We start from the raw sequence: 17445 nt of genomic DNA on the forward strand, positions 1-17445 counted from the left end.
GCGGGCCGGTCTGCCGGGCTCAGCCCCGCGGCAGGCCGGCCACGTGCACCGTCGCCGGGGCGCCGGCCGCGGCGCGGACGGCCAGCGGGCCGGACGCCGTCTCCGCTGCGGGCAGGAACACGGCCTCGCCCGGGCCCAGCTCGATCTCCTGGCCTGCCAGGGCCAGGCTCGCCGTGCCGCGGGTGACCACCGCGATCCCGGGCCCGTGCACGTCGAGCCCGTGGACGGCGTCGTCCTCGAGCGTGGCCTGGAGCAGCTCGAACTCCTCGAACGGCGGGCGGAAGGCCACCACGGAGTCGGCCACGCGCTCGGGCTCGGTGGAGGGCACCGGCAGCGCCTCGAAGGTGACCACGCGGCGCAGCTCGGGCACGTCCATGTGCTTCGGGGTGAGCCCGCCGCGCAGCACGTTGTCCGAGGCGGCCATGACCTCCACGCCCAGCCCGTGCAGGTACGCGTGCACGTTGCCGGCGGGCAGATGGATGGCCTGACCCGGGGCCAGGTCCACGCGGTTGAGCAGGATGGCCACCACCACGCCGGGGTCGTCCGGGTGGTGGTGGGCGACCTCGAGGGCCGTGGCCAGCGAGGGGTCGCGCTCGGCCAGGTCCGGCGCGGCCCGCAGCACGTCCACGACCTGCGCGACGGCGCCGGGGGAGCCCCACACGGAGTCCGGGTCGAGGATCGAGGTGAACGCGTCCTCGAGGTCCCCGGCGGCGAGGGTCTGGCTGATCCGGGCGGCGGCGACGGCGACGGCGGACGTGTCCCCGTCCGCCCGCTCCGTGAGGGCGCGGGCCAGGGCCTCGAAGCTGTCCGAGGAGACCTCGGGGGAGCGGAAGCCGCACATCGCCGCGAAGGGGGTCAGGGCGAGCAGCATCTCCGGCTTGTGGTTCGCATCCTTGTAGTTGCGCTCCGGGGCGTCGGCCGGCACGCCGGCCGCCTCCTCCGCGGCGTGGCCCGCGCGGGCCTGCTCCAGGGTGGGGTGCGCCTGGATGGACAGCGGGGCGCCCGCGGCGAGCAGCTTCATGAGGAAGGGCAGACGGCCCTCCGGTGCGGCGGGCCCGAGACAGCGCTCGGGGTCCCCGGCCACCACCTCGTCCAGGCCGACGTGGGCGCCGTCCGCCACGACGGCGACGCACGGGGCGCCCGAATGGTCGCCCAGCCACAGCTCGGCCTCGGGGCGGCCGGTGGGCTCGCGTCCCTGCAGGTCGGCGAGGAGCGTGGGGGAGCCCCAGGCGTAGTCACGGATCACGGGCTTCAGGACGTGCATGCGCCCAGCCTAGGTCAGCCCGTCGGCCCGCGCGCCGCGCCTCACGGGGCGGGGATGCACAGCCCGTTGGTCGAGGACGCGTGGTTCAGCACGTCCTCCTGGCCCAGGTCCTCGGCCGTCATCAGGTCCTCGGCGGTGAAGGGCTCGCCGTCGGAGCGGGTCGGCGGGGCCGGCCACGTGGCCGGGTCGTCCTCGTCGACGTCGGGGGTCTGCGTCTCCTGCGCGACGACGGCCAGCACGGTGAGCAGCGGCGTCGCCGAGACCCCGGTCGGCTCCGATCCGGCGGTTGCGGACTCATCGGCCAGCATCTCGTCCACGCGGCGGTGGACGAGGTCGTAGTCGGGGTAGGTGGTGAAGTGGGTGCCCGTGTCGCCGAAGTCGGGCGGGCCGATGGTCAGCCGCCGCATCTTCTGGCCGCGCGAGCGCTCGGCGAGGTCCGCGAACGTGCCGAGCTGGGACTGCGGCAGGTCGGTGGTCACGATCTGCTCGCCCGCCGCGAGGATCCCCTCGAAGCGGGTGAGCACGGTGGCGGGGCTGAACTGCTCCAGCATCGCCGCCTGCATGCACTGCTGCCGGCGGATGCGGGCGTAGTCGGTGGACCAGTGCCGGGAGCGGGCGAAGGCGAGCGCGTCGTCGCCGTTGAAGTGGTGGGTGCCCGGCTCCCACCAGATGTTGCCCCAGGCGCCGTCGGGCCGGACGCCGCGGTGCACCACGTAGCCGCCGCTGACGACGTCCACCCCGCCCATGGCGTCGATCAGCTGGGCGAAGCCGCCCATGTCCATGAGGGCGTAGCCGGAGACGTCCAGGCCGAGGATGCCGCCGGCGGCGTCCTTCATGGCCTCGGCGCCGGGGTGTTCGGCGTCCGGGTAGAGGTCTGCGTGATGCTCCTCCACGTCCGTGTAGAGGGCGTTGAGGATGCACTCGTCGCCGCAGTCGAAGCCGTTGGGGTACACGTCCCACAGCGGGGAGCCCTCGACGAACGGCGCGTCCTGGAGATTGCGGGGCAGGGAGAACATCACGATGGCGCCGGTGCGGGCGTCCACGGAGACCACGTGCATGGAGTCCGGGCGCAGCCCCTGGCGGCCCTCGCCGGCGTCCGCGCCCAGGACCAGGATGTTGTAGCGGCCCTCGGCCTCCGGGACGGCCGGCCCCTCCTGGAAGACCTCGCCGAGCGCCCCGCGGCTCGTGTTCGCCGCCCAGCCGCCGTAGAGCAGGGCGCCGCTGGTGAGCACGAGCGCGAGCGCGGTGACCGCCGCCGTGATCTTCCGCGCGCCGGGGGCGAGCAGGTGCGGCCGGATCAGCCGGAACGTGTCCACCCACAGCACCGCCCAGCCCACCGCCAGCGCCGCCAGGACCACCGCCAGCCCGAGCAGCACGCCGTCCCGGGCCATGAGCGAGATCAGGCTCGCGCGGGAGACCAGCCACCACAGCAGCCCGAGGATCAGCACGGCCCACACGGTGACGGTGACCCGCAGCGCCACGCGGCCGAGCCGGCGGCTGCCGGCGACGAGCTGGGCGCCGCCGGGGACCAGCAGGGTCAGGGCGGTGAGGATCAGCGCCCGGCGGGTGCGCTCGGTGGGGGAGGCGACGCGTGGATCTCGGAGCGGGTCGGGCTGCGCGTGACCGGCGGGCACGGATCCGGTGGCGGGTGACATCAGCGGTCGGCGGCCATCCGCTCGCGCAGGCGGGCCCCCTTGGCCCGGGCCTGGGCGTTGAGCTCGTCGGCGTGCTCGGCGAGGGCGGCGCGCAGGCGGTCGCCCTCCGCGGTGTCGGCCGAGGCGAGGATGCGGGCGGCCAGCAGGCCGGCGTTGCGGGCGCCGTCGATGGAGACGGTGGCCACCGGCACGCCGGCGGGCATCTGGACGATCGAGAGCAGGGAGTCCATCCCGTCCAGGCTCTTGAGCTTCACGGGTACGCCGATCACGGGCAGGGGGGTGACGGCGGCGAGCATCCCGGGCAGGTGGGCCGCGCCGCCCGCGCCGGCCACGATCACGCGGATGCCGCGCTCGTGCGCGCGGGCGCCGAACTCCACCATCTCGTGGGGCATGCGGTGCGCGGAGACCACGCCGACCTCGACGGGCACGTCGAGCTCGCGCAGGGCCTCGGCGGCCGCGCTCATCACGGGCCAGTCGGAGTCGGAGCCCATCACGACGGAGACGACCGGGGCGTCGTCCTGGAGGGGCTGGGCGGGGGTCTGGGGCGTGGCGGTCATGGGCGGGCCTCCGTCTCGGTGCCGGTGGTGGGGGCGTCGTCGCGCAGGAGTGCGGCGGCGGACTCGGCGGTCCGCACGGCCTCCTCGAGGCTGAGGCCGTGGTCCGCGACGACGTTGACGTGACCGACCTTGCGGCCCGGGCGCACGTCCTTGCCGTAGAGGTGGACCTTGGCCTGCGGGTGGGCGGCGAGGGCCGCGACGCTGCCGGCGTGCAGGTCCTCGCGGGCGCCGCCGAGGACGTTCTTCATCACGACGCCGGCCCCGCGGGGGGCCGTCTCGCCCAGCGGCAGGTCGAGCACGGCGCGGACGTGCTGCTCGAACTGGCCGGTGACGGCGCCGTCCATGGACCAGTGGCCGGAGTTGTGGGGGCGCATGGCCAGCTCGTTCACCTGGAAGCCCGGGCCGACCCCCGGCGTCTCGAACAGCTCGACCGCGAGCATGCCGGTGACGTCCAGCTCCTCGGCGAGGCGGACGGCCGCGGCGGTCGCGGCCGCGGCGACGGCCGGGTCGAGGTCCTGGGCCGGGGCGACCACGAGGTCGCACACGCCGGCCACCTGGACCGAGTCGACGACGGGGTAGACGGCCACCTCACCGGAGGGGGTGCGCGCCACCTGCGCGGAGAGCTCACGGGAGAAGGGGACGAGGGCCTCGGCCAGCAGCGGGGCGATGCCGGCGCCGAGCCACGCGGCCAGGGTGCCGTCCGCGGCGGAGGTGCGGGCGTCGTCGGCGTCGTCGAGCTTGAGCACGCCCTTGCCGTCGTAGCCGCCGCGGGCGGTCTTGAGGATCATGGGCCAGCCGTGCTCGTCGCCGAAGGCGAGGACGGCCTCGAGGTCGTCGACCGGCGCCCACGCCGGGTTCGGCAGGCCCAGCCGCTCGACGGCGGCGCGCATGACCAGCTTGTCCTGGGCGTGCTGCAGCGCCTCGGGGCCGGGGCGCACGGCGACGCCGGCCTCCTGCAGGGCCCGCAGGTGCTCGGTGGGCACGTGCTCGTGGTCGAAGGTGACCACGTCCACCGTGGCCGCGAACGCGCGCAGGTCCGCCAGGTCCGCGTGGTCGCCGACCACGTGGGGGGCGACCTGGGCCGCTGACGCGTCCGGGGCCTCCGCGAGCACGCGGAAGGGCACGCCGAGCTCCGCGGCCGCGCCCGCCATCATGCGGGCCAGCTGCCCGCCACCGATCACACCGAGTCGAGGGGAAGTCACCCGCACAGGGTAGTCGGACCGGCTGAGAACTCCGTCACGGAGGGGCGGCCGACGCCGGATCCGAGGAGGTCGCGCGCCGGGGGCGCGGCTACAGTGTTCCCCAGCCCTGCGCGGGTCCGGCCCGCGTGCACACCCCCGTCCCGAACCGAGGAGTCCACGCCCATGCTGTCCGATCTCTGGGGCCGCCTGACCGGGATGGCCTCCCTGCTGTGGCGGGAGGTGGCCAAGTTCGGCACCGTCGGTGCGGCCGCGTTCGTGGTGGACTCGCTCGTCTTCTGGTGGATGATGACCGGCCCGCTCGAGGGGTCCAACGTCAAGGCCAAGATCGTGGGCGGCGTCGTCGCCACCCTGTTCAGCTGGGTCGCCAACCGTTACTGGACGTTCCGGGACAAGCGCTCCTCGAACAAGACGCGCGAGCTCGTGATGTTCCTGATCATGAACGCGATCGGGCTGGGCATCCAGGCCGGCTGCGTGGCGATCGCGCAGTACCTGCTGGGCGTGACCGACCCGACCGGCCTGTTCATCGCCGGCAACGTGATCGGCCTGTTCTTCGGCACCGTGTTCCGCTACTTCGCCTACCGGTTCTGGGTGTTCAAGGAGAAGCTGGACGTGGAGCCCGGCTTCGCCAGCGACCTCGCGATCATCACCGGCCAGATGCCCGTGCTGCGCGAGGACCAGCTGCCTCCGCACGGCCGGCACCGCGCCCCCGACGCTGGGGTTCTGAGCGTCCCGGCCTGACCCCGCCGCCCCGTCAGGGGCGCACGGTCACCGCCCGGCCCGCGTCCCACGCCTCCAGCGCGGCCCGCACTCCCGCCCACGTCAGGCGGGGGCGCGGGCCGTCGTCGTCCGGGGCGACGTCGGCCCCGGCCGGGATCGACGCGGGCCGCACGTGATCCACGGGGCCGGGCAGGGCATCCGGCTGGGCGCGGATCTCGGCGGCCACGTCCACGACGGCCGGGTCGGCGGCCGGGCCGTCGAACTCGGGCTCGAGGCCGCGCGGCAGGGCCACGGCGAAGACGGTCACGGACGGGTCCGGCCACGCCTCGGGCCGGTCCGTGAGGACGGCGGCGGGGGAGTCGCCCTCGAGGGCGGGCTCGGCCTCGGTGCAGAGCACGCCGAGGGCGAGGGCGTGGGAGAGCCAGTGGACGGGCAGGTCCAGGGCGACGGCGTCGCCCGCCCCCACGCCCTCGTCGCCGAGCAGACCCGCGAACTTGGCGGCCCAGTTCACGGTCACGCGGCCCGAGAGCTCGATGCGCTGGTCCACCGCGCCGGGCTCGTCCGGGGCCCCCGGCTCCTGGACGAGCGCGGGCCGCGGGGAGGAGGCGAGGCGGAGCACGAGGGGGCCGGTGGACCGGGGTGCGGAGAGGGAGACCATGGGCCCAGTGTGGCACCCGCTCGGTTTGACTCGGCACGAATCACACCGATGTAATGAACCCGGGCCAACGGTCCCGCCAGGAGGGGCCCGCCGGCTTGCCCGGCACCCGCGCGGACCGCATGGTCACCCGGCCCACAGCCGCCACGTCGATCCCGGGAAGAGGCGTCACACATGGAGCAGACCCAGCGAGTCGAGGACGCGCACCACGCCGATCCCGCGCCGGCGCCTCGTCCGCGGAGCGTCCCCAGCGACTGGTTCCTCGACCCCGCCGACCCGCAGGCCGGCGTCGCCGGCGCGAGCCTCGAGGATCAGGCGACCGCCTTCCTCACCGCCCACGACCTCGACGGCGAGACCGGCACCCCGGCCGCCACCGTCACCGCCCTCTTCCCCGGTGACGAGCGTCCGGTCGAGGCCGTGCCCGTCTCCGCCGACTGGGCCGCCATCCCGGGCGTGACCACCGAGCCCGTCGAGGGCGAGCTGGCCTGGCAGGCGGACGCCCTGTGCGCGCAGACGGACCCCGAGGCGTTCTTCCCGGAGAAGGGCGGCTCCACGCGGGACGCCAAGCGTGTGTGCGAGGCCTGCACCGTCAAGGACGCGTGCCTGGAGTACGCCATGGCGAACGACGAGCGCTTCGGCATCTGGGGCGGGCTCTCCGAGCGCGAGCGTCGCCGCCTGCGCCGCGCCCGCGCCTGACGCGCGGCGCCCGTCCACCGGGCGCGGTGCCCGGTGCGGACCGCCCGGCCCGGGCTCAGCCGCGGCCCCAGCTGGGGTCGAGCACCTGCGGGTCCACGCCCAGCGCGTCGGCGCAACGGCTCAGCGCCACCCCGTAGACGGCCCCCTCGAGGTCGGCCGGGTCGGCCGCGTCCCGCAGCGGCCGCTCGAACAGGGTGATCAGCACCCCGTCCCGGCCCTGCCGCTCGGCCCGCGCGAACAGCGCCTCCTCATCCCGTTCCCGGCCGGCGTGCAGCTCGCGCAGCCGCTCGTCGAGCCGGTCCGGGATGCGCTCCACCCGCGCGGTCACGTGCCGCAGCCCGGGCGCGTCCAGGGAGCCCAGCCGGTCCACCGCCTTCTCGACGGCGGCCAGCAGCGCCTCGCCCCGGCCCCGCTCCGAGCGTGCACCGAACGGGCGCGGATGCCGCAGCCCTCGGCCACGGCGGTCCCGACCGCCGCGCCCCGCGGGGGAGGAGACGCCGGCCTCGGCCGGGCCGCCCTCGACGCCCGGCTCGGCCCCCGCGGCGTCGCCCGCCCGGAACGGCAGGGGGTCGAGGGGATCGGAGGAGGCGGACGCGGTCATGCGCGCCATGGTAGGCCACCGCTCCGGGCCGTCCGCCGAGTAGGGTGGCGGGCGTGGGACCCATGCGACGCTGCAGCAAGACCGGATGCCAGAGCCCTGCCCTGGCCACGCTGACGTACAACTACGCGGACTCGCAGGTGGTCATCGGGCCCCTGTCGCGCCGGGCGGAGCCGCACACGTACGACCTCTGCGGCGAGCACGCTCGGCGCACCACGGCCCCGCGCGGCTGGGAGGTGCTGCGGCTGGAGCTGCCCGAGCACTACGAGGCCGTCGACGCGGACGGCGGCGTGCGCACGGTCCCCACCCGGCCCATGGCCGTCCCGCCGGCCCGCCCCGGGCTGCGCGTGGTGCGTGACGGGGACTGACGCGGCACGTGTCGTGCCGTCCGGGGCCTCGCTAGGCTGGAGGGCATGACTGAGACCTCCGCAGAGTTCCGCACCCCCGACGTCGACCCGGCCTTCGCCAACCGCACCACCGTGCCCGGTGCCTCGTTCGACTTCACGGTCCGGGACCTGTCCCTGGCCGAGGCGGGCCGCCACCAGATCCGCCTGGCCGAGCACGAGATGCCGGGGCTGATGTCCCTGCGCGAGGAGTACGGGGAGGCCCAGCCGCTCAAGGGCGCCCGCATCGCCGGCTCCCTGCACATGACCGTGCAGACCGCCGTGCTCATCGAGACCCTCATCGCCCTCGGCGCCGAGGTCCGGTGGGCCTCCTGCAACATCTTCTCCACGCAGGACGAGGCCGCCGCCGCCGTCGTCGTGGGCTCGGGAACCCCCGAGGACCCGCAGGGCGTGCCGGTGTTCGCCTGGAAGAACGAGTCCCTCGAGGACTACTGGTGGACCGCCTCGCAGATCCTCACCTGGCCGGGCGCGGACGAGGATCCGGAGCGCGGCCCCAACATGATCCTGGACGACGGCGGCGACGCCACCCTGCTGGTGCACAAGGGCGTCGAGTTCGAGGCCGCGGGCGCCGTGCCCAGCGCCACCGAGGACGATCCCGAGGAGTACCGGATCATCCTCGAGACGCTGCGCCGCTCGCTGGCCCGCGACCCGCAGCACTGGACCCGCACCGCCGGCACCCTGCGCGGCGTCTCCGAGGAGACCACCACGGGCGTGCTGCGCCTCTACCAGCTGGCGCAGGAGGGCCGCCTGCTCTTCCCGGCGATCAACGTGAACGACGCCGTGACCAAGTCCAAGTTCGACAACAAGTACGGCATCCGCCACTCCCTGCCGGACGGCATCATGCGCGCCACGGACGTGCTGATCGGCGGCAAGGTGGCTGTGGTCTGCGGCTACGGCGACGTCGGCAAGGGCGCCGCCGAGGCCCTGCGCGGCCAGGGTGCCCGCGTGATCGTCACGGAGATCGACCCGATCTGCGCGATGCAGGCCGCAATGGACGGCTACCAGGTGGCCCGCCTCGAGGACGTGGTGGGCGAGGGCGACATCTTCGTCACCACCACCGGCGGCAAGGACATCATCATGGCCGAGCACATGGCCGCCATGAAGGACAAGGCCATCGTGGGCAACGTCGGCCACTTCGACAACGAGATCGACATGGCCGGCCTGGCCCGCATCCCCGGCGTCGTGAAGACGGAGATCAAGCCGCAGGTCCACGAGTGGACCCTGGACGGCGGCACGGAGGCCGAGCGCAGCATCATCGTGCTCTCCGAGGGCCGCCTGCTGAACCTCGGCAACGCCACCGGCCACCCCTCGTTCGTGATGAGCGCGTCCTTCACCAACCAGGTGATGGCGCAGATCGAGCTCTTCGGCGGCTCCACGGGCACCGGCGCCCTGACCGGCGAGCACTACGAGAAGCGCGTCTACACGCTGCCCAAGGTGCTGGACGAGAAGGTCGCCCGCCTGCACCTGGACGCCCTCGGCGTCGGGCTGACCGAGCTGACCAAGGCCCAGGCCGAGTACCTCGGCGTGGATGTGGCCGGCCCCTACAAGGCCGACCACTACCGCTACTGATCCCCGGCGCCCGCGGGCGGACGGACCCACTCGAGAGAGGCACGAGCATGGCTTCCCATCAGGCCGGCCGCGGGCGCGACGAGCGCGCCGGGGCGGAGGACTTCGATTCCGGACTGGACTACGGCGCGTTCGTCGAGGACGACGCCGCCGACGACCCGAACCGCACCCAGGCGCTGCCCGCCATGGGCCGGGACGACGACGGCGGCGCCCAGCACACCTCGGCGCTCAGCCCCGAGGACCTCGCCGCGCTGCGCGGCGGGGACGCGGCGGCCGCGGACCGACGCGACGCCGGCCGCCCGGTCGCGGACGCCGACCGCGACATCGTCGCCTCCCGGGCCGTGCCCGAGGGCGACCGGCGGCCGTTGCCCGGCGCCGACGAGCTCGGCCCGCTGAGCGCCGCCGTCGGGGCCCGCCCGGCGGGGTCGAGCACAGCCGCCCCGGTCGACCGCTACCCCGAGGACGGCACCGCCGCCCCCGTGGCGCAGGCGGCGGCCCTGCAGGGGCCCACGCCGGAGGAGCGCGCGCGCCTGCCCAAGGCGGGCCCGCGCCTGGCGCAGGTGCTGCTGGCGATCCTCGCCCCGCTCGCCCTGCTGCTGGCGGCCGTCCGCCTCGTGGCGAGCCCGGTGTTCCTGTGGCTGGAGTACCACCGGCCCGGGTTCCCCGCGGACCGGTTCGGCTTCACCCTCGCCGACCGCATGCACTACGGCTCCGCCGGGCTGGACTACGTGACCAACCTGGCCGGCCCGCGGTACCTCAGCAGCCTCACGCACCAGGGCGCGCCGCTGTTCACCGAGGTCGAGGTCGACCACATGACGGATGTGAAGACCGTGCTGTGGATCGCCGCCGCGGCGCTCGTGGTGCTCGTGGTGGTGTGCGCCCTGCTCATCGCGTCCCTGCTGCGCACCAGCCCCGGCGGGGTGCGCCGCGCCCTGTTCGCCGGCGCCGTGTGGCTGCCGCTCGCGGTGATCGCGCTGGCGGTCCTGGCGGTGCTGGGCTGGGAGACGTTCTTCGCCGGGTTCCACTCGCTGTTCTTCGCGGACGGCACGTGGACGTTCTCCGTGCGGGACGCCCTCATCCGCCTCTACCCCGAGCAGTTCTGGGTGGACGCGGCCGTGGTGGTCGGGCTGGTGACCCTGCTGGCGTCCCTCGTGACGCTCGTGCTCACGTGGCCCACGCGCCGCCGTCGTGAGCTGAGCGCGGACCGCCGCGAGCAGCTGCTGCGCACCCGCCTGCGGTGGGCCCGGGAGGACGACGCCGTGGTGCGCTGACCGCCGCCGGACGGGAACGGGCCGGGAGGACGAGGCGTCCTCCCGGCCCGTCGTCGTCCGGGGGGCGCGGGGTCAGCGGCGGTAGAGGGCCTCGACGTCCTCGGCGTGGTCCTCGATCACCTGGGCCCGCTTGAGCTTCTGGGACTGGGTGACGTGCCCGGAGTCCTCGGTGAACGGGTGGTCCAGGATCCGGAATCGGCGGATGGACTCGGCACGGGAGACGCCCGCGTTGACCTGGTCCACCGCCTCCTGGATCGAGGCCAGCACGGTGGGGTCCGTCGCGGCCTCGGCCGGAGTGAGGCTGAGCTCGCGGTCCAGGGCCCACTGGGTGAAGGCCTCGGTGTCCAGGGTGATGAGGGCACCCACGAACGGGCGGTTCTCGCCGACCACCACGACGTGCTCGATGAGCCGGTGCTGGCGCAGCGCCTCCTCCATGGGCGTGGGGTACACGTTCTTGCCGCCGGCGGTGATGATCACGTCCTTCTTGCGGCCGGTGATCCGCAGGAAGCCGTGCTCGTCCAGCGCACCGATGTCCCCGGTGCGGAAGAAGTCGTCCTCCATCGCCTCCGCCGACGCCTTCGGCATGCCGTGGTAGCCGTCGAACACCACGGGGCCGCGGATGAGGATCTCGCCGTCCTCGGCGATCTTCACCGTCACCCCGGCCACGGGCAGGCCCACGGTGCCCACGCGGTGCGCGCCGGGGATGTTCACGGTGGCCGGCGCGGTGGTCTCCGTGAGGCCGTAGCCCTCCACGATCGGGATGCCGGCGCCGCGGAAGAAGTGCACCAGCTCCGGGGAGAGGGCGGACGCGCCGGACACGCACGAGATCACCTCGCCGCCGAGGGCCTCCCGGATCTTGCGGTAGACCAGCCGGTCGAACAGCGCGCGCCGGGCGCGCAGCAGGGCCGAAGGCCCGGGGCCGTCCCCGAACTCGGCTTCGTCCACGGCCGTGGACCACTCGATGGCGGTGCGCTTGGCGGCCGCGTAGATCGGCCCGGTGCCGCCCTTCTGGGCCTTGGCCTCGATGCCGGCCTCGACCTTCTCGAACACGCGCGGCACGGCCAGCAGCCACGTGGGGTGGAAGGAGGCGAGGTCGCCGAGCAGCGTGGCCGGGGAACCGGAGTGGGCCACCTGGATGCGGGCGTACAGGCAGATGACCTGGACGGCGTGGGCGAGCACGTGGGCCAGCGGGAGGAAGAGCAGGGTGCGCGACGTCGTCGTCTCCGGGGACCACTGGACCACCTCGCGCGCGAAGTGCAGCACGTTGATGGCCGCGCCCACGAAGTTGCCGTGCGTGATCACGGCGCCCTTCGGGCGGCCGGTGGTGCCGGAGGTGTAGACGATCGAGGCGGGGCTGGCGAGGGTCGCCAGGGAGCGGGCGTGCTCGACGGCGTCGTCCGACACGAACGCGCCGGCCTCGGCCAGCTCCGCCAGTCCGGCGTCCGTCAGCGGGAACGTCGCCACGTCCACGCCCGCGTGCCCGGCGGCCTCGGCGACGCGCTCGCCGAGCTCTTCGCTGCCGACGGCGACCACCCGCAGGCCCGAGTCCGTGACGATGTGCTCCACCTGGTGGGCCGAGGAGGTCTCGTAGATCGGCACGGAGACGGCGCCGGCGAACCACACGGCCTGGTCGAGGACGGCCCACGCGTAGGAGGTGGGGGAGAACAGGCCCACCCGGTCCCCGGGCTGGACGCCGCGGGCGATGAGGCCGGCCGCCACGGCGCGCACCTGGGTCAGGAACGCGGTGAAGTGGACGTCCACCCAGCCGCCCGCGCCGTTGCGCAGGGCGTACACGGGGGCGTCCGGCCGGTCGGCACAGGAGGCGACGATCAGGTCCGTGATGTTGGAGTCCGCCGGCGGCATGCCGACGAGCTCGGTGGCGGACTCATGGACGGGGCTCTGGTTCTGCACGGTCCGAGGGTATCCATTTCCGGGCGTGCGGCGCGCGGTCGGGCACGCCCGCGCCCGGGACGTGGCCGTCAGATCCAGCTGCTGAACCACATCCGCCAGCGCCACTGGTCGTACGGGATGACGTCGCCGATCCAGACGGGCAGGAAGAACAGGGACACGGCGACGGCGATCGTCACGTACGCCAGCACCAGAGCCGAGCCCCAGCGGGGCCCGGGCCGGCGGCCCGGCCGCAGCAGCAGCGAGAGCGCCAGGGCGATCATCATCACGAGGAAGGGCTCATAGGCGATCGTGTAGAAGAAGAACATGGTCCGCTCGGGCCACAGGAACCACACCAGCTGCCCGGCCGCGTAGGCGCCGAGCAGGGCGCCGGCCCGCCAGTCCCGGTGGCGCACCAGCAGCCACACGCACACGAGGACGGCGGCCAGGCCCGTCCACCACACGAACGGGTTGGCGATGTCCGTGATGGCCGACGAGCACGCGCCCGCGGCGTCCGCCGGGCAGATCCCCTCGCCGGGCTCTGCACCCTCGTAGTAGTAGCTCACGGGCCGGCCCATGAACGGCCAGGTCCACGGGTTGGCGGCGTAGTCGTGGGGGCTGGTGAGGCCCTGGTGGAAGGTCGTGGACTCCACGTGGTAGTGCCACAGGGAGCGCAGCGGACCGGGGACCAGCCCGGCGAGCAGGCCCTCCGGCGGGTTGTCCCGGTGCCAGTCCCGGTAGTAGCCGCCCTCCGTGACGAACCAGCCGGTCCACGAGGCCAGGTAGGCGACCAGGCCGCCGCCCACCACGGCCACGAACGCGTACAGGCCGTCCTTCTCGACGCCGGCCCACGCCCAATGCCGCACCCCGGCGGTCCGGCGCGCGGACATGTCCCACAGGACCGTGAGCAGGCCGAAGGCCGCCATGAACGCCAGCCCGGAGAGCTTCACGGCGCAGCCGGCGCCCAGCAGCACGCCCGCCAGCAGTCGCCACGGGCGCCAGCCGAGCCACGGCCCGCTGGCCAGGGCGTCGCGTCCTAACCGGGCGACGTCGTGGGCGAGCCGCGCCGCGAGCAGCCGCCGCCCGTGGACGCGGTCGGCCAGCAGCGCGGCGAAGGCCGCGAGCACGAAGAACGAGAGGAAGATGTCCAGCAGCCCGATGCGGGACATCACCAGGTGGTGGCCCTCCACGGCCAGCAGCAGCCCGGCGACCGCGCCCAGGGACACCGAGCGCAGCAGGTGCTGCGTGGCGAGGGCGACCAGCAGGACGGACAGCGTGCCGGCCACCGCGGCGCTGAACCGCCAGCCCACCCCGTTGTCCGGGCCGAACGCGAGCATGCCCAGGCCGATCAGCCACTTGCCCAGCGGCGGGTGCACCACATAGGCGGCCCCCTCGAGCGGCTCCGCCTCGCCGCGCGCGAACGCGTCGTTGACGTCCTCGTCCCACCGCCGCTCGTAGCCGGACTCCAGGAGGGAGTAGGCGTCCTTGGGGTAGTAGGTCTCGTCGAAGATCAGCTGGTCCGGGTGGGCCAGGTTCGTGAACCGCAGGACGCCGGCGATCATCGTGACCAGCAGCGGCAGGATCCAGTGCCACCGCGTCAGGGGTGCCGCACTCACCCCGAGGCGGGCGCGCAGGGCGGCGACGCCGAAGGGGCCGTCGTCGACCGCGACGGCGGCGGGGCGGGAGGCGAGGGCGGTGGCGGGCACGGGCTCCATGCTAGGGGGACGGGTGGAGCAGGCCTCCTCGACGTGCGGTCTGCTCTCAGACGTGGCCGAGCGGCCACCGGCGGCGGACGGCGGGCGGGAGGAATCCTGCGACGCGCCGGATCCGGTCCTTGTGGGGGCGGAGCCGGTACTTGACCGCTGCCAGCGTGTCCACCGAGCGTTCCCGCCAGGCACGGCGGGCGCCCCTCAGGGGGCTGCGCACTCTGACGTGATACTTGTCCAGGAGCGGTTCAGGGACGATCTCCTGTCCGATGTCGAAGCGGTCGGCGAAGCGGGCGATGCCGAGTTCCTTGTCCGGATGACCCGTGAAGTGCATGACGAACGCGTCCGTCAGGGAGTCCTCGTAGTAGTGCCCGCGCGAGTTCAGCTCTCGGTGGCCGACGATCCGGACGCGCTCGGCGTGCCCGCCCGTCTGGATGGCCCACCACATCTGGTCCTGGTCGCCGTGGGTGAAGAGACCGTCGCGATCGTCGTCCCACCAGGCCCGGACCGTGGCCAGGTCCGCTGTCGAGGTCGACTCCACGATCGTGCGCGCCGTCTCGTCGTTCCGGAGCAGCATGACCCCGGTGTTGATGCGTGACCAGAACCCGTTCGGCTCTGTGGGCCCTTCGGCGATGACCAGGCTGATGTCGTCACGTTCGGCCTCGGAGATCAGGCGTCGGAGGTTGTCCGCCTCGAAGTCGGTGAAGAAGGCATCGTCGTCCATCCACACGAGCCAGTCATAACACGGGAGCAGCCGGCGGAGGATGGCGACCTTGTAGTCGAACTTGGTGACGATATGCGGGTCGATGCCCGTCTCAAGCCGGTAGTCCAACCCGTGCTCTCGAGCGTAGATCGCGTGGTTGACGTAGGAGCGCAGGCGAATCTCATCGCCACCGGACGTGATGCAGATGCGGGGCTCGACGGGCATGGTCCTGACCTTCCGGAGAGGCGTGGGCCCGGGCGGGCTCGGGGCGGTGCCTCTACGATCTTGACATATGACCCCGAGACCGACTGATCTGCCGTCCCCGACCGGCCGCATCGTCCTGGCCGCCACCCCCATCGGCAACCTCGGGGACGCGTCCGCGCGCCTGCGTGAGCTGCTGGCGGAGGCGGACGTGATCGCCGCCGAGGACACCCGGACCGCGCGGCGCCTGTGCGCCGGACTGGGCGTCACCCCGGCGGGCAGGGTGGTGGCCCATCACGAGCACAACGAGGCGGCCTCCACCCAGGGGCTGCTGGACCAGGTGCGGAGCGGTGCCACGGTGGCGGTGGTCTCGGACGCGGGCATGCCCACGGTCTCGGACCCGGGGCACCGGCTCGTGGCGGCCGCGGTGTCCGCGGGGCTGCCCGTGACCTGCGCGCCCGGCCCCTCCGCCGTGACCACCGCGCTCGCCCTCTCCGGCCTGCCGACGGACCGGTTCGCCTTCGACGGCTTCGTCCCCCGCAAGGACGGGGAACGACGGCGATGGCTCACCTCCCTGCTGACCGAGGCCCGCACCGTGGTCGCCTTCGAGTCGCCGCAGCGTCTGGCGGACGCGCTGGCCGTCGTCGTGGAGGTCCTCGGTGCGGAACGGCCGGTGTGCGTGGCCCGCGAGCTCACCAAGCTGCACGAGGAGGTGGTGCGCGGCACCGCGGCCGAGGTGCATGCCTGGGCTGCGGAGCGGCACGCGGGGGAGGGGATCCGCGGGGAGATCGTGCTGGTGATCGGGCCGCCCGCACCCGGCGCCGAGGGCGAGACGTCCGAGGCGGACGCCGTCGCCGAGGTGGCGGTGCTGGTGGAGTCCGGCACCCGGCTCAAGGAGGCCGTGGCCGCGGTGGCCGGAGCCCACGGGATGCGGAGCCGGGAGCTCTACCAGGCGGTGCTCGCGGCCCGGGGCTGACACGTCCCCGGCTGCACAGCCAGCAGCCGCCTACCGCGTGAACGGTCGATTCACAACGGGTCTCTCAAGCGTGAATAATTACAGCTTCCACGACTCGTCGGTTGTGGCAGGACCGCTACTATGACAGGGTGCCTCATGCCTGTGGAGGTGCCCCAGGTCATCAGAAGCGCCACGAAAGGCATTGGCATGGTCAACGAAACTCGAGTGATCTCGCGTCGGCAAGTAACCAAGGGTGTCACCTGGTCCGTCCCTGCGATCGCTGCCACCGCCGCAGCCCCGGCCTTTGCTGTATCGAACGTTGGCGTGGTTGCCGGCGCAACTCTGTACGCGAACCCGCTCATGACGAACTACGTCCAGCCGCAAAACGGTACGACCGCGCTCTATCTGAACGCCACACCGGGTGTGGGTATCCCCGATGCCACGGCCTGCCAATCCGTCCAGAACAAGAAGATCTCGATCGTCTACACGGCTCCTGCGGGCATCGTCGACTTCCGCAAGGTCCTGAACGCTCAGAAGGCCGGCACCCCCTACAACACCTACACGAACGGCAGCGTGGGCGACAGCAAGACCTTCTACACGTTGAAGGTCGGAGACCGCTTCGTGACCGGCACCAACCCCGCATACTGGGAAGTCACCAAGCTGGCCTCGGACGGGTCCTCCATCACCCTGACGTATTCAGCACCCATTACCGGCTGCTATTACTACGCACAGCCGTCATTCAATCCCTACTTCTGGGCCAAGGACGTGGCGTCCATGCTCAACCAGGTCCACCTCACCGCGTATATCGGCACGCAGCGCGTCGCGTTCGAGAAGGGGGCGGGGACGAACGTCACCTGGTCTGACGATCGCCTCGAGATCATCGGCCCCAAGACGACGAACTGACTCGAGTCTCTCTCAACCCACGTGTCAGCGAGGGGTGGCTGCAGCCTTCTGCAGCCACCCCTCGCTGCATTCATGGGCGTTGCTCCCACCTGCTGGAGCCGCCACGAGCCGAGGGCTCGATGGACTCGTCGGGTGTTGCACCCGGTGACCCAGTCCAGGATCGCGACCTCGATGGCGATCCCGGAGGGCCCTGGTGGCCCGTGCTGGTTGCACCAGATCCTCAGCGTCTCCACACCGACGCCGAGGTGGCGGTGCTCGTGGAGTCCGGCACCCGGCTGAAGGAGGCCGTGGCCGCGGTGGCCGGAGCCCATGGGATGCGGAGCCGGGAGCTCTACCAGGCGGTGCTCGCGGCCCGGGGCTGACACGTCCCCGGCTACACAGATGCTCATGCGCGATGGCGCGGCCCCGGGGCCTGGCTAGGATCAGCCGTGGAGCCGCTGCCGACCGCCGCCGGACGGCGTCGGAATACCCGTGGCCGTCCACCCGTTCCCCTGAGGGACGCGGG

General features: G+C 73.4%; 17 protein-coding genes. 8 read left to right on the top strand and 9 right to left on the bottom strand.

The window, feature by feature from the left end; all coding sequences use genetic code 11:
* Nucleotides 1-19 precede the first annotated feature (19 nt).
* From manA to AC0VX2_RS02350, 4 genes are read right to left on the bottom strand one after another with little or no spacing between them, the layout of a single operon-like run.
* The gene (manA, locus tag AC0VX2_RS02335) at nt 20-1264 is read right to left on the bottom strand and encodes a mannose-6-phosphate isomerase, class I (protein ID WP_371469955.1); all 1245 of its coding nucleotides are present in this window, start codon (nt 1262-1264) and stop codon (nt 20-22) included.
* A 41-nt stretch (nt 1265-1305) separates the two neighbouring features.
* Nucleotides 1306-2919 (bottom strand): LCP family protein, encoded by a 1614-nt coding sequence (locus tag AC0VX2_RS02340; protein WP_144862095.1) that lies wholly within the window; start codon nt 2917-2919, stop codon nt 1306-1308.
* Nucleotides 2919-3476, bottom strand: a complete 558-nt coding sequence (purE, locus tag AC0VX2_RS02345) for a 5-(carboxyamino)imidazole ribonucleotide mutase (protein WP_002854497.1) — start codon at nt 3474-3476, stop codon at nt 2919-2921. The genes AC0VX2_RS02340 and purE overlap by 1 nt, the downstream gene beginning before the upstream one ends.
* Nucleotides 3473-4678 (bottom strand): 5-(carboxyamino)imidazole ribonucleotide synthase, encoded by a 1206-nt coding sequence (locus AC0VX2_RS02350; protein WP_144820049.1) that lies wholly within the window; start codon nt 4676-4678, stop codon nt 3473-3475. The genes purE and AC0VX2_RS02350 overlap by 4 nt, the downstream gene beginning before the upstream one ends.
* 162 nt (nt 4679-4840) lie before the next feature.
* On the opposite strand from AC0VX2_RS02350, the gene AC0VX2_RS02355 reads away from it, so the two are divergent.
* Nucleotides 4841-5416, top strand: a complete 576-nt coding sequence (locus AC0VX2_RS02355; RefSeq protein WP_475432614.1) for a GtrA family protein — start codon at nt 4841-4843, stop codon at nt 5414-5416.
* Nucleotides 5417-5429: 13 nt separating this feature from the next.
* Here the strand turns inward: AC0VX2_RS02355 and AC0VX2_RS02360 are convergent, their stop codons facing one another.
* Nucleotides 5430-6053 (bottom strand): hypothetical protein, encoded by a 624-nt coding sequence (locus tag AC0VX2_RS02360; RefSeq protein ID WP_101965745.1) that lies wholly within the window; start codon nt 6051-6053, stop codon nt 5430-5432.
* A 171-nt stretch (nt 6054-6224) separates the two neighbouring features.
* Between AC0VX2_RS02360 and AC0VX2_RS02365 the strand changes: the two genes are divergently transcribed.
* Nucleotides 6225-6746, top strand: a complete 522-nt coding sequence (locus AC0VX2_RS02365; RefSeq protein ID WP_061866907.1) for a WhiB family transcriptional regulator — start codon at nt 6225-6227, stop codon at nt 6744-6746.
* Nucleotides 6747-6801: 55 nt separating this feature from the next.
* Here the strand turns inward: AC0VX2_RS02365 and AC0VX2_RS02370 are convergent, their stop codons facing one another.
* The gene (locus AC0VX2_RS02370) at nt 6802-7347 is read right to left on the bottom strand and encodes a hypothetical protein (RefSeq protein ID WP_233569950.1); all 546 of its coding nucleotides are present in this window, start codon (nt 7345-7347) and stop codon (nt 6802-6804) included.
* Between the two features lie 62 nt (nt 7348-7409).
* Between AC0VX2_RS02370 and AC0VX2_RS02375 the strand changes: the two genes are divergently transcribed.
* From AC0VX2_RS02375 to AC0VX2_RS02385, 3 genes are read left to right on the top strand one after another with little or no spacing between them, the layout of a single operon-like run.
* The gene (locus tag AC0VX2_RS02375) at nt 7410-7712 is read left to right on the top strand and encodes a DUF3499 family protein (RefSeq protein ID WP_020628239.1); all 303 of its coding nucleotides are present in this window, start codon (nt 7410-7412) and stop codon (nt 7710-7712) included.
* 45 nt (nt 7713-7757) lie between these two features.
* Nucleotides 7758-9317 carry an adenosylhomocysteinase gene (gene ahcY / locus AC0VX2_RS02380; protein ID WP_260856931.1) on the top strand — a complete coding sequence of 520 codons (1560 nt, stop codon included), beginning with the start codon at nt 7758-7760 and terminating at the stop codon, nt 9315-9317.
* 47 nt (nt 9318-9364) lie between these two features.
* Nucleotides 9365-10585, top strand: coding sequence for a TIGR01906 family membrane protein (locus AC0VX2_RS02385; RefSeq protein WP_336574948.1), 1221 nt, complete (start codon nt 9365-9367; stop codon nt 10583-10585).
* Between the two features lie 72 nt (nt 10586-10657).
* Here AC0VX2_RS02385 and AC0VX2_RS02390 read toward each other — a convergent pair whose 3' ends face one another.
* The 3 genes from AC0VX2_RS02390 to AC0VX2_RS02400 form a co-directional block, all read right to left on the bottom strand.
* The gene (locus tag AC0VX2_RS02390) at nt 10658-12496 is read right to left on the bottom strand and encodes an AMP-dependent synthetase/ligase (protein ID WP_354403734.1); all 1839 of its coding nucleotides are present in this window, start codon (nt 12494-12496) and stop codon (nt 10658-10660) included.
* 68 nt (nt 12497-12564) lie between these two features.
* Nucleotides 12565-14178 carry a dolichyl-phosphate-mannose--protein mannosyltransferase gene (locus AC0VX2_RS02395; protein WP_475432615.1) on the bottom strand — a complete coding sequence of 538 codons (1614 nt, stop codon included), beginning with the start codon at nt 14176-14178 and terminating at the stop codon, nt 12565-12567.
* A 55-nt stretch (nt 14179-14233) separates the two neighbouring features.
* A complete protein-coding gene (locus tag AC0VX2_RS02400; RefSeq protein WP_336574945.1) occupies nt 14234-15106 on the bottom strand; it encodes a glycosyltransferase family protein in 873 nt (290 codons plus the stop codon).
* Between the two features lie 67 nt (nt 15107-15173).
* Here AC0VX2_RS02400 and rsmI point away from each other — a divergent pair, with 67 nt between their 5' ends.
* The 3 genes from rsmI to AC0VX2_RS02415 all read left to right on the top strand — a co-directional run bounded on the left by rsmI (nt 15174) and on the right by AC0VX2_RS02415 (nt 17302).
* The gene (gene rsmI, locus AC0VX2_RS02405; RefSeq protein WP_036316360.1) at nt 15174-16058 is read left to right on the top strand and encodes a 16S rRNA (cytidine(1402)-2'-O)-methyltransferase; all 885 of its coding nucleotides are present in this window, start codon (nt 15174-15176) and stop codon (nt 16056-16058) included.
* 135 nt (nt 16059-16193) lie between these two features.
* Nucleotides 16194-16940, top strand: coding sequence for a hypothetical protein (locus tag AC0VX2_RS02410; RefSeq protein ID WP_152634148.1), 747 nt, complete (start codon nt 16194-16196; stop codon nt 16938-16940).
* Between the two features lie 200 nt (nt 16941-17140).
* A complete protein-coding gene (locus AC0VX2_RS02415) occupies nt 17141-17302 on the top strand; it encodes a hypothetical protein (protein ID WP_377636765.1) in 162 nt (53 codons plus the stop codon).
* Nucleotides 17303-17445 lie beyond the last annotated feature (143 nt).

The sequence above is a fragment of the Micrococcus sp. iso_239 genome (assembly GCF_056173395.1).

What these genes read in the sequence shown, in the direction of transcription:
- AC0VX2_RS02365 (WP_061866907.1), top strand. Translation starts at nt 6,225, where the DNA reads ATGGAGCAGACCCAGCGAGTCGAGGACGCGCACCACGCCGATCCCGCG.
- AC0VX2_RS02360 (WP_101965745.1), bottom strand. Translation starts at nt 6,053, where the DNA reads ATGGTCTCCCTCTCCGCACCCCGGTCCACCGGCCCCCTCGTGCTCCGC.
- AC0VX2_RS02375 (WP_020628239.1), top strand. Translation starts at nt 7,410, where the DNA reads ATGCGACGCTGCAGCAAGACCGGATGCCAGAGCCCTGCCCTGGCCACG.
- AC0VX2_RS02410 (WP_152634148.1), top strand. Translation starts at nt 16,194, where the DNA reads ATGCCTGTGGAGGTGCCCCAGGTCATCAGAAGCGCCACGAAAGGCATT.
- AC0VX2_RS02340 (WP_144862095.1), bottom strand. Translation starts at nt 2,919, where the DNA reads ATGTCACCCGCCACCGGATCCGTGCCCGCCGGTCACGCGCAGCCCGAC.
- manA (WP_371469955.1), bottom strand. Translation starts at nt 1,264, where the DNA reads ATGCACGTCCTGAAGCCCGTGATCCGTGACTACGCCTGGGGCTCCCCC.
- AC0VX2_RS02355 (WP_475432614.1), top strand. Translation starts at nt 4,841, where the DNA reads ATGCTGTCCGATCTCTGGGGCCGCCTGACCGGGATGGCCTCCCTGCTG.
- ahcY (WP_260856931.1), top strand. Translation starts at nt 7,758, where the DNA reads ATGACTGAGACCTCCGCAGAGTTCCGCACCCCCGACGTCGACCCGGCC.
- rsmI (WP_036316360.1), top strand. Translation starts at nt 15,174, where the DNA reads ATGACCCCGAGACCGACTGATCTGCCGTCCCCGACCGGCCGCATCGTC.
- AC0VX2_RS02400 (WP_336574945.1), bottom strand. Translation starts at nt 15,106, where the DNA reads ATGCCCGTCGAGCCCCGCATCTGCATCACGTCCGGTGGCGATGAGATT.
- AC0VX2_RS02385 (WP_336574948.1), top strand. Translation starts at nt 9,365, where the DNA reads ATGGCTTCCCATCAGGCCGGCCGCGGGCGCGACGAGCGCGCCGGGGCG.
- AC0VX2_RS02370 (WP_233569950.1), bottom strand. Translation starts at nt 7,347, where the DNA reads ATGACCGCGTCCGCCTCCTCCGATCCCCTCGACCCCCTGCCGTTCCGG.
- purE (WP_002854497.1), bottom strand. Translation starts at nt 3,476, where the DNA reads ATGACCGCCACGCCCCAGACCCCCGCCCAGCCCCTCCAGGACGACGCC.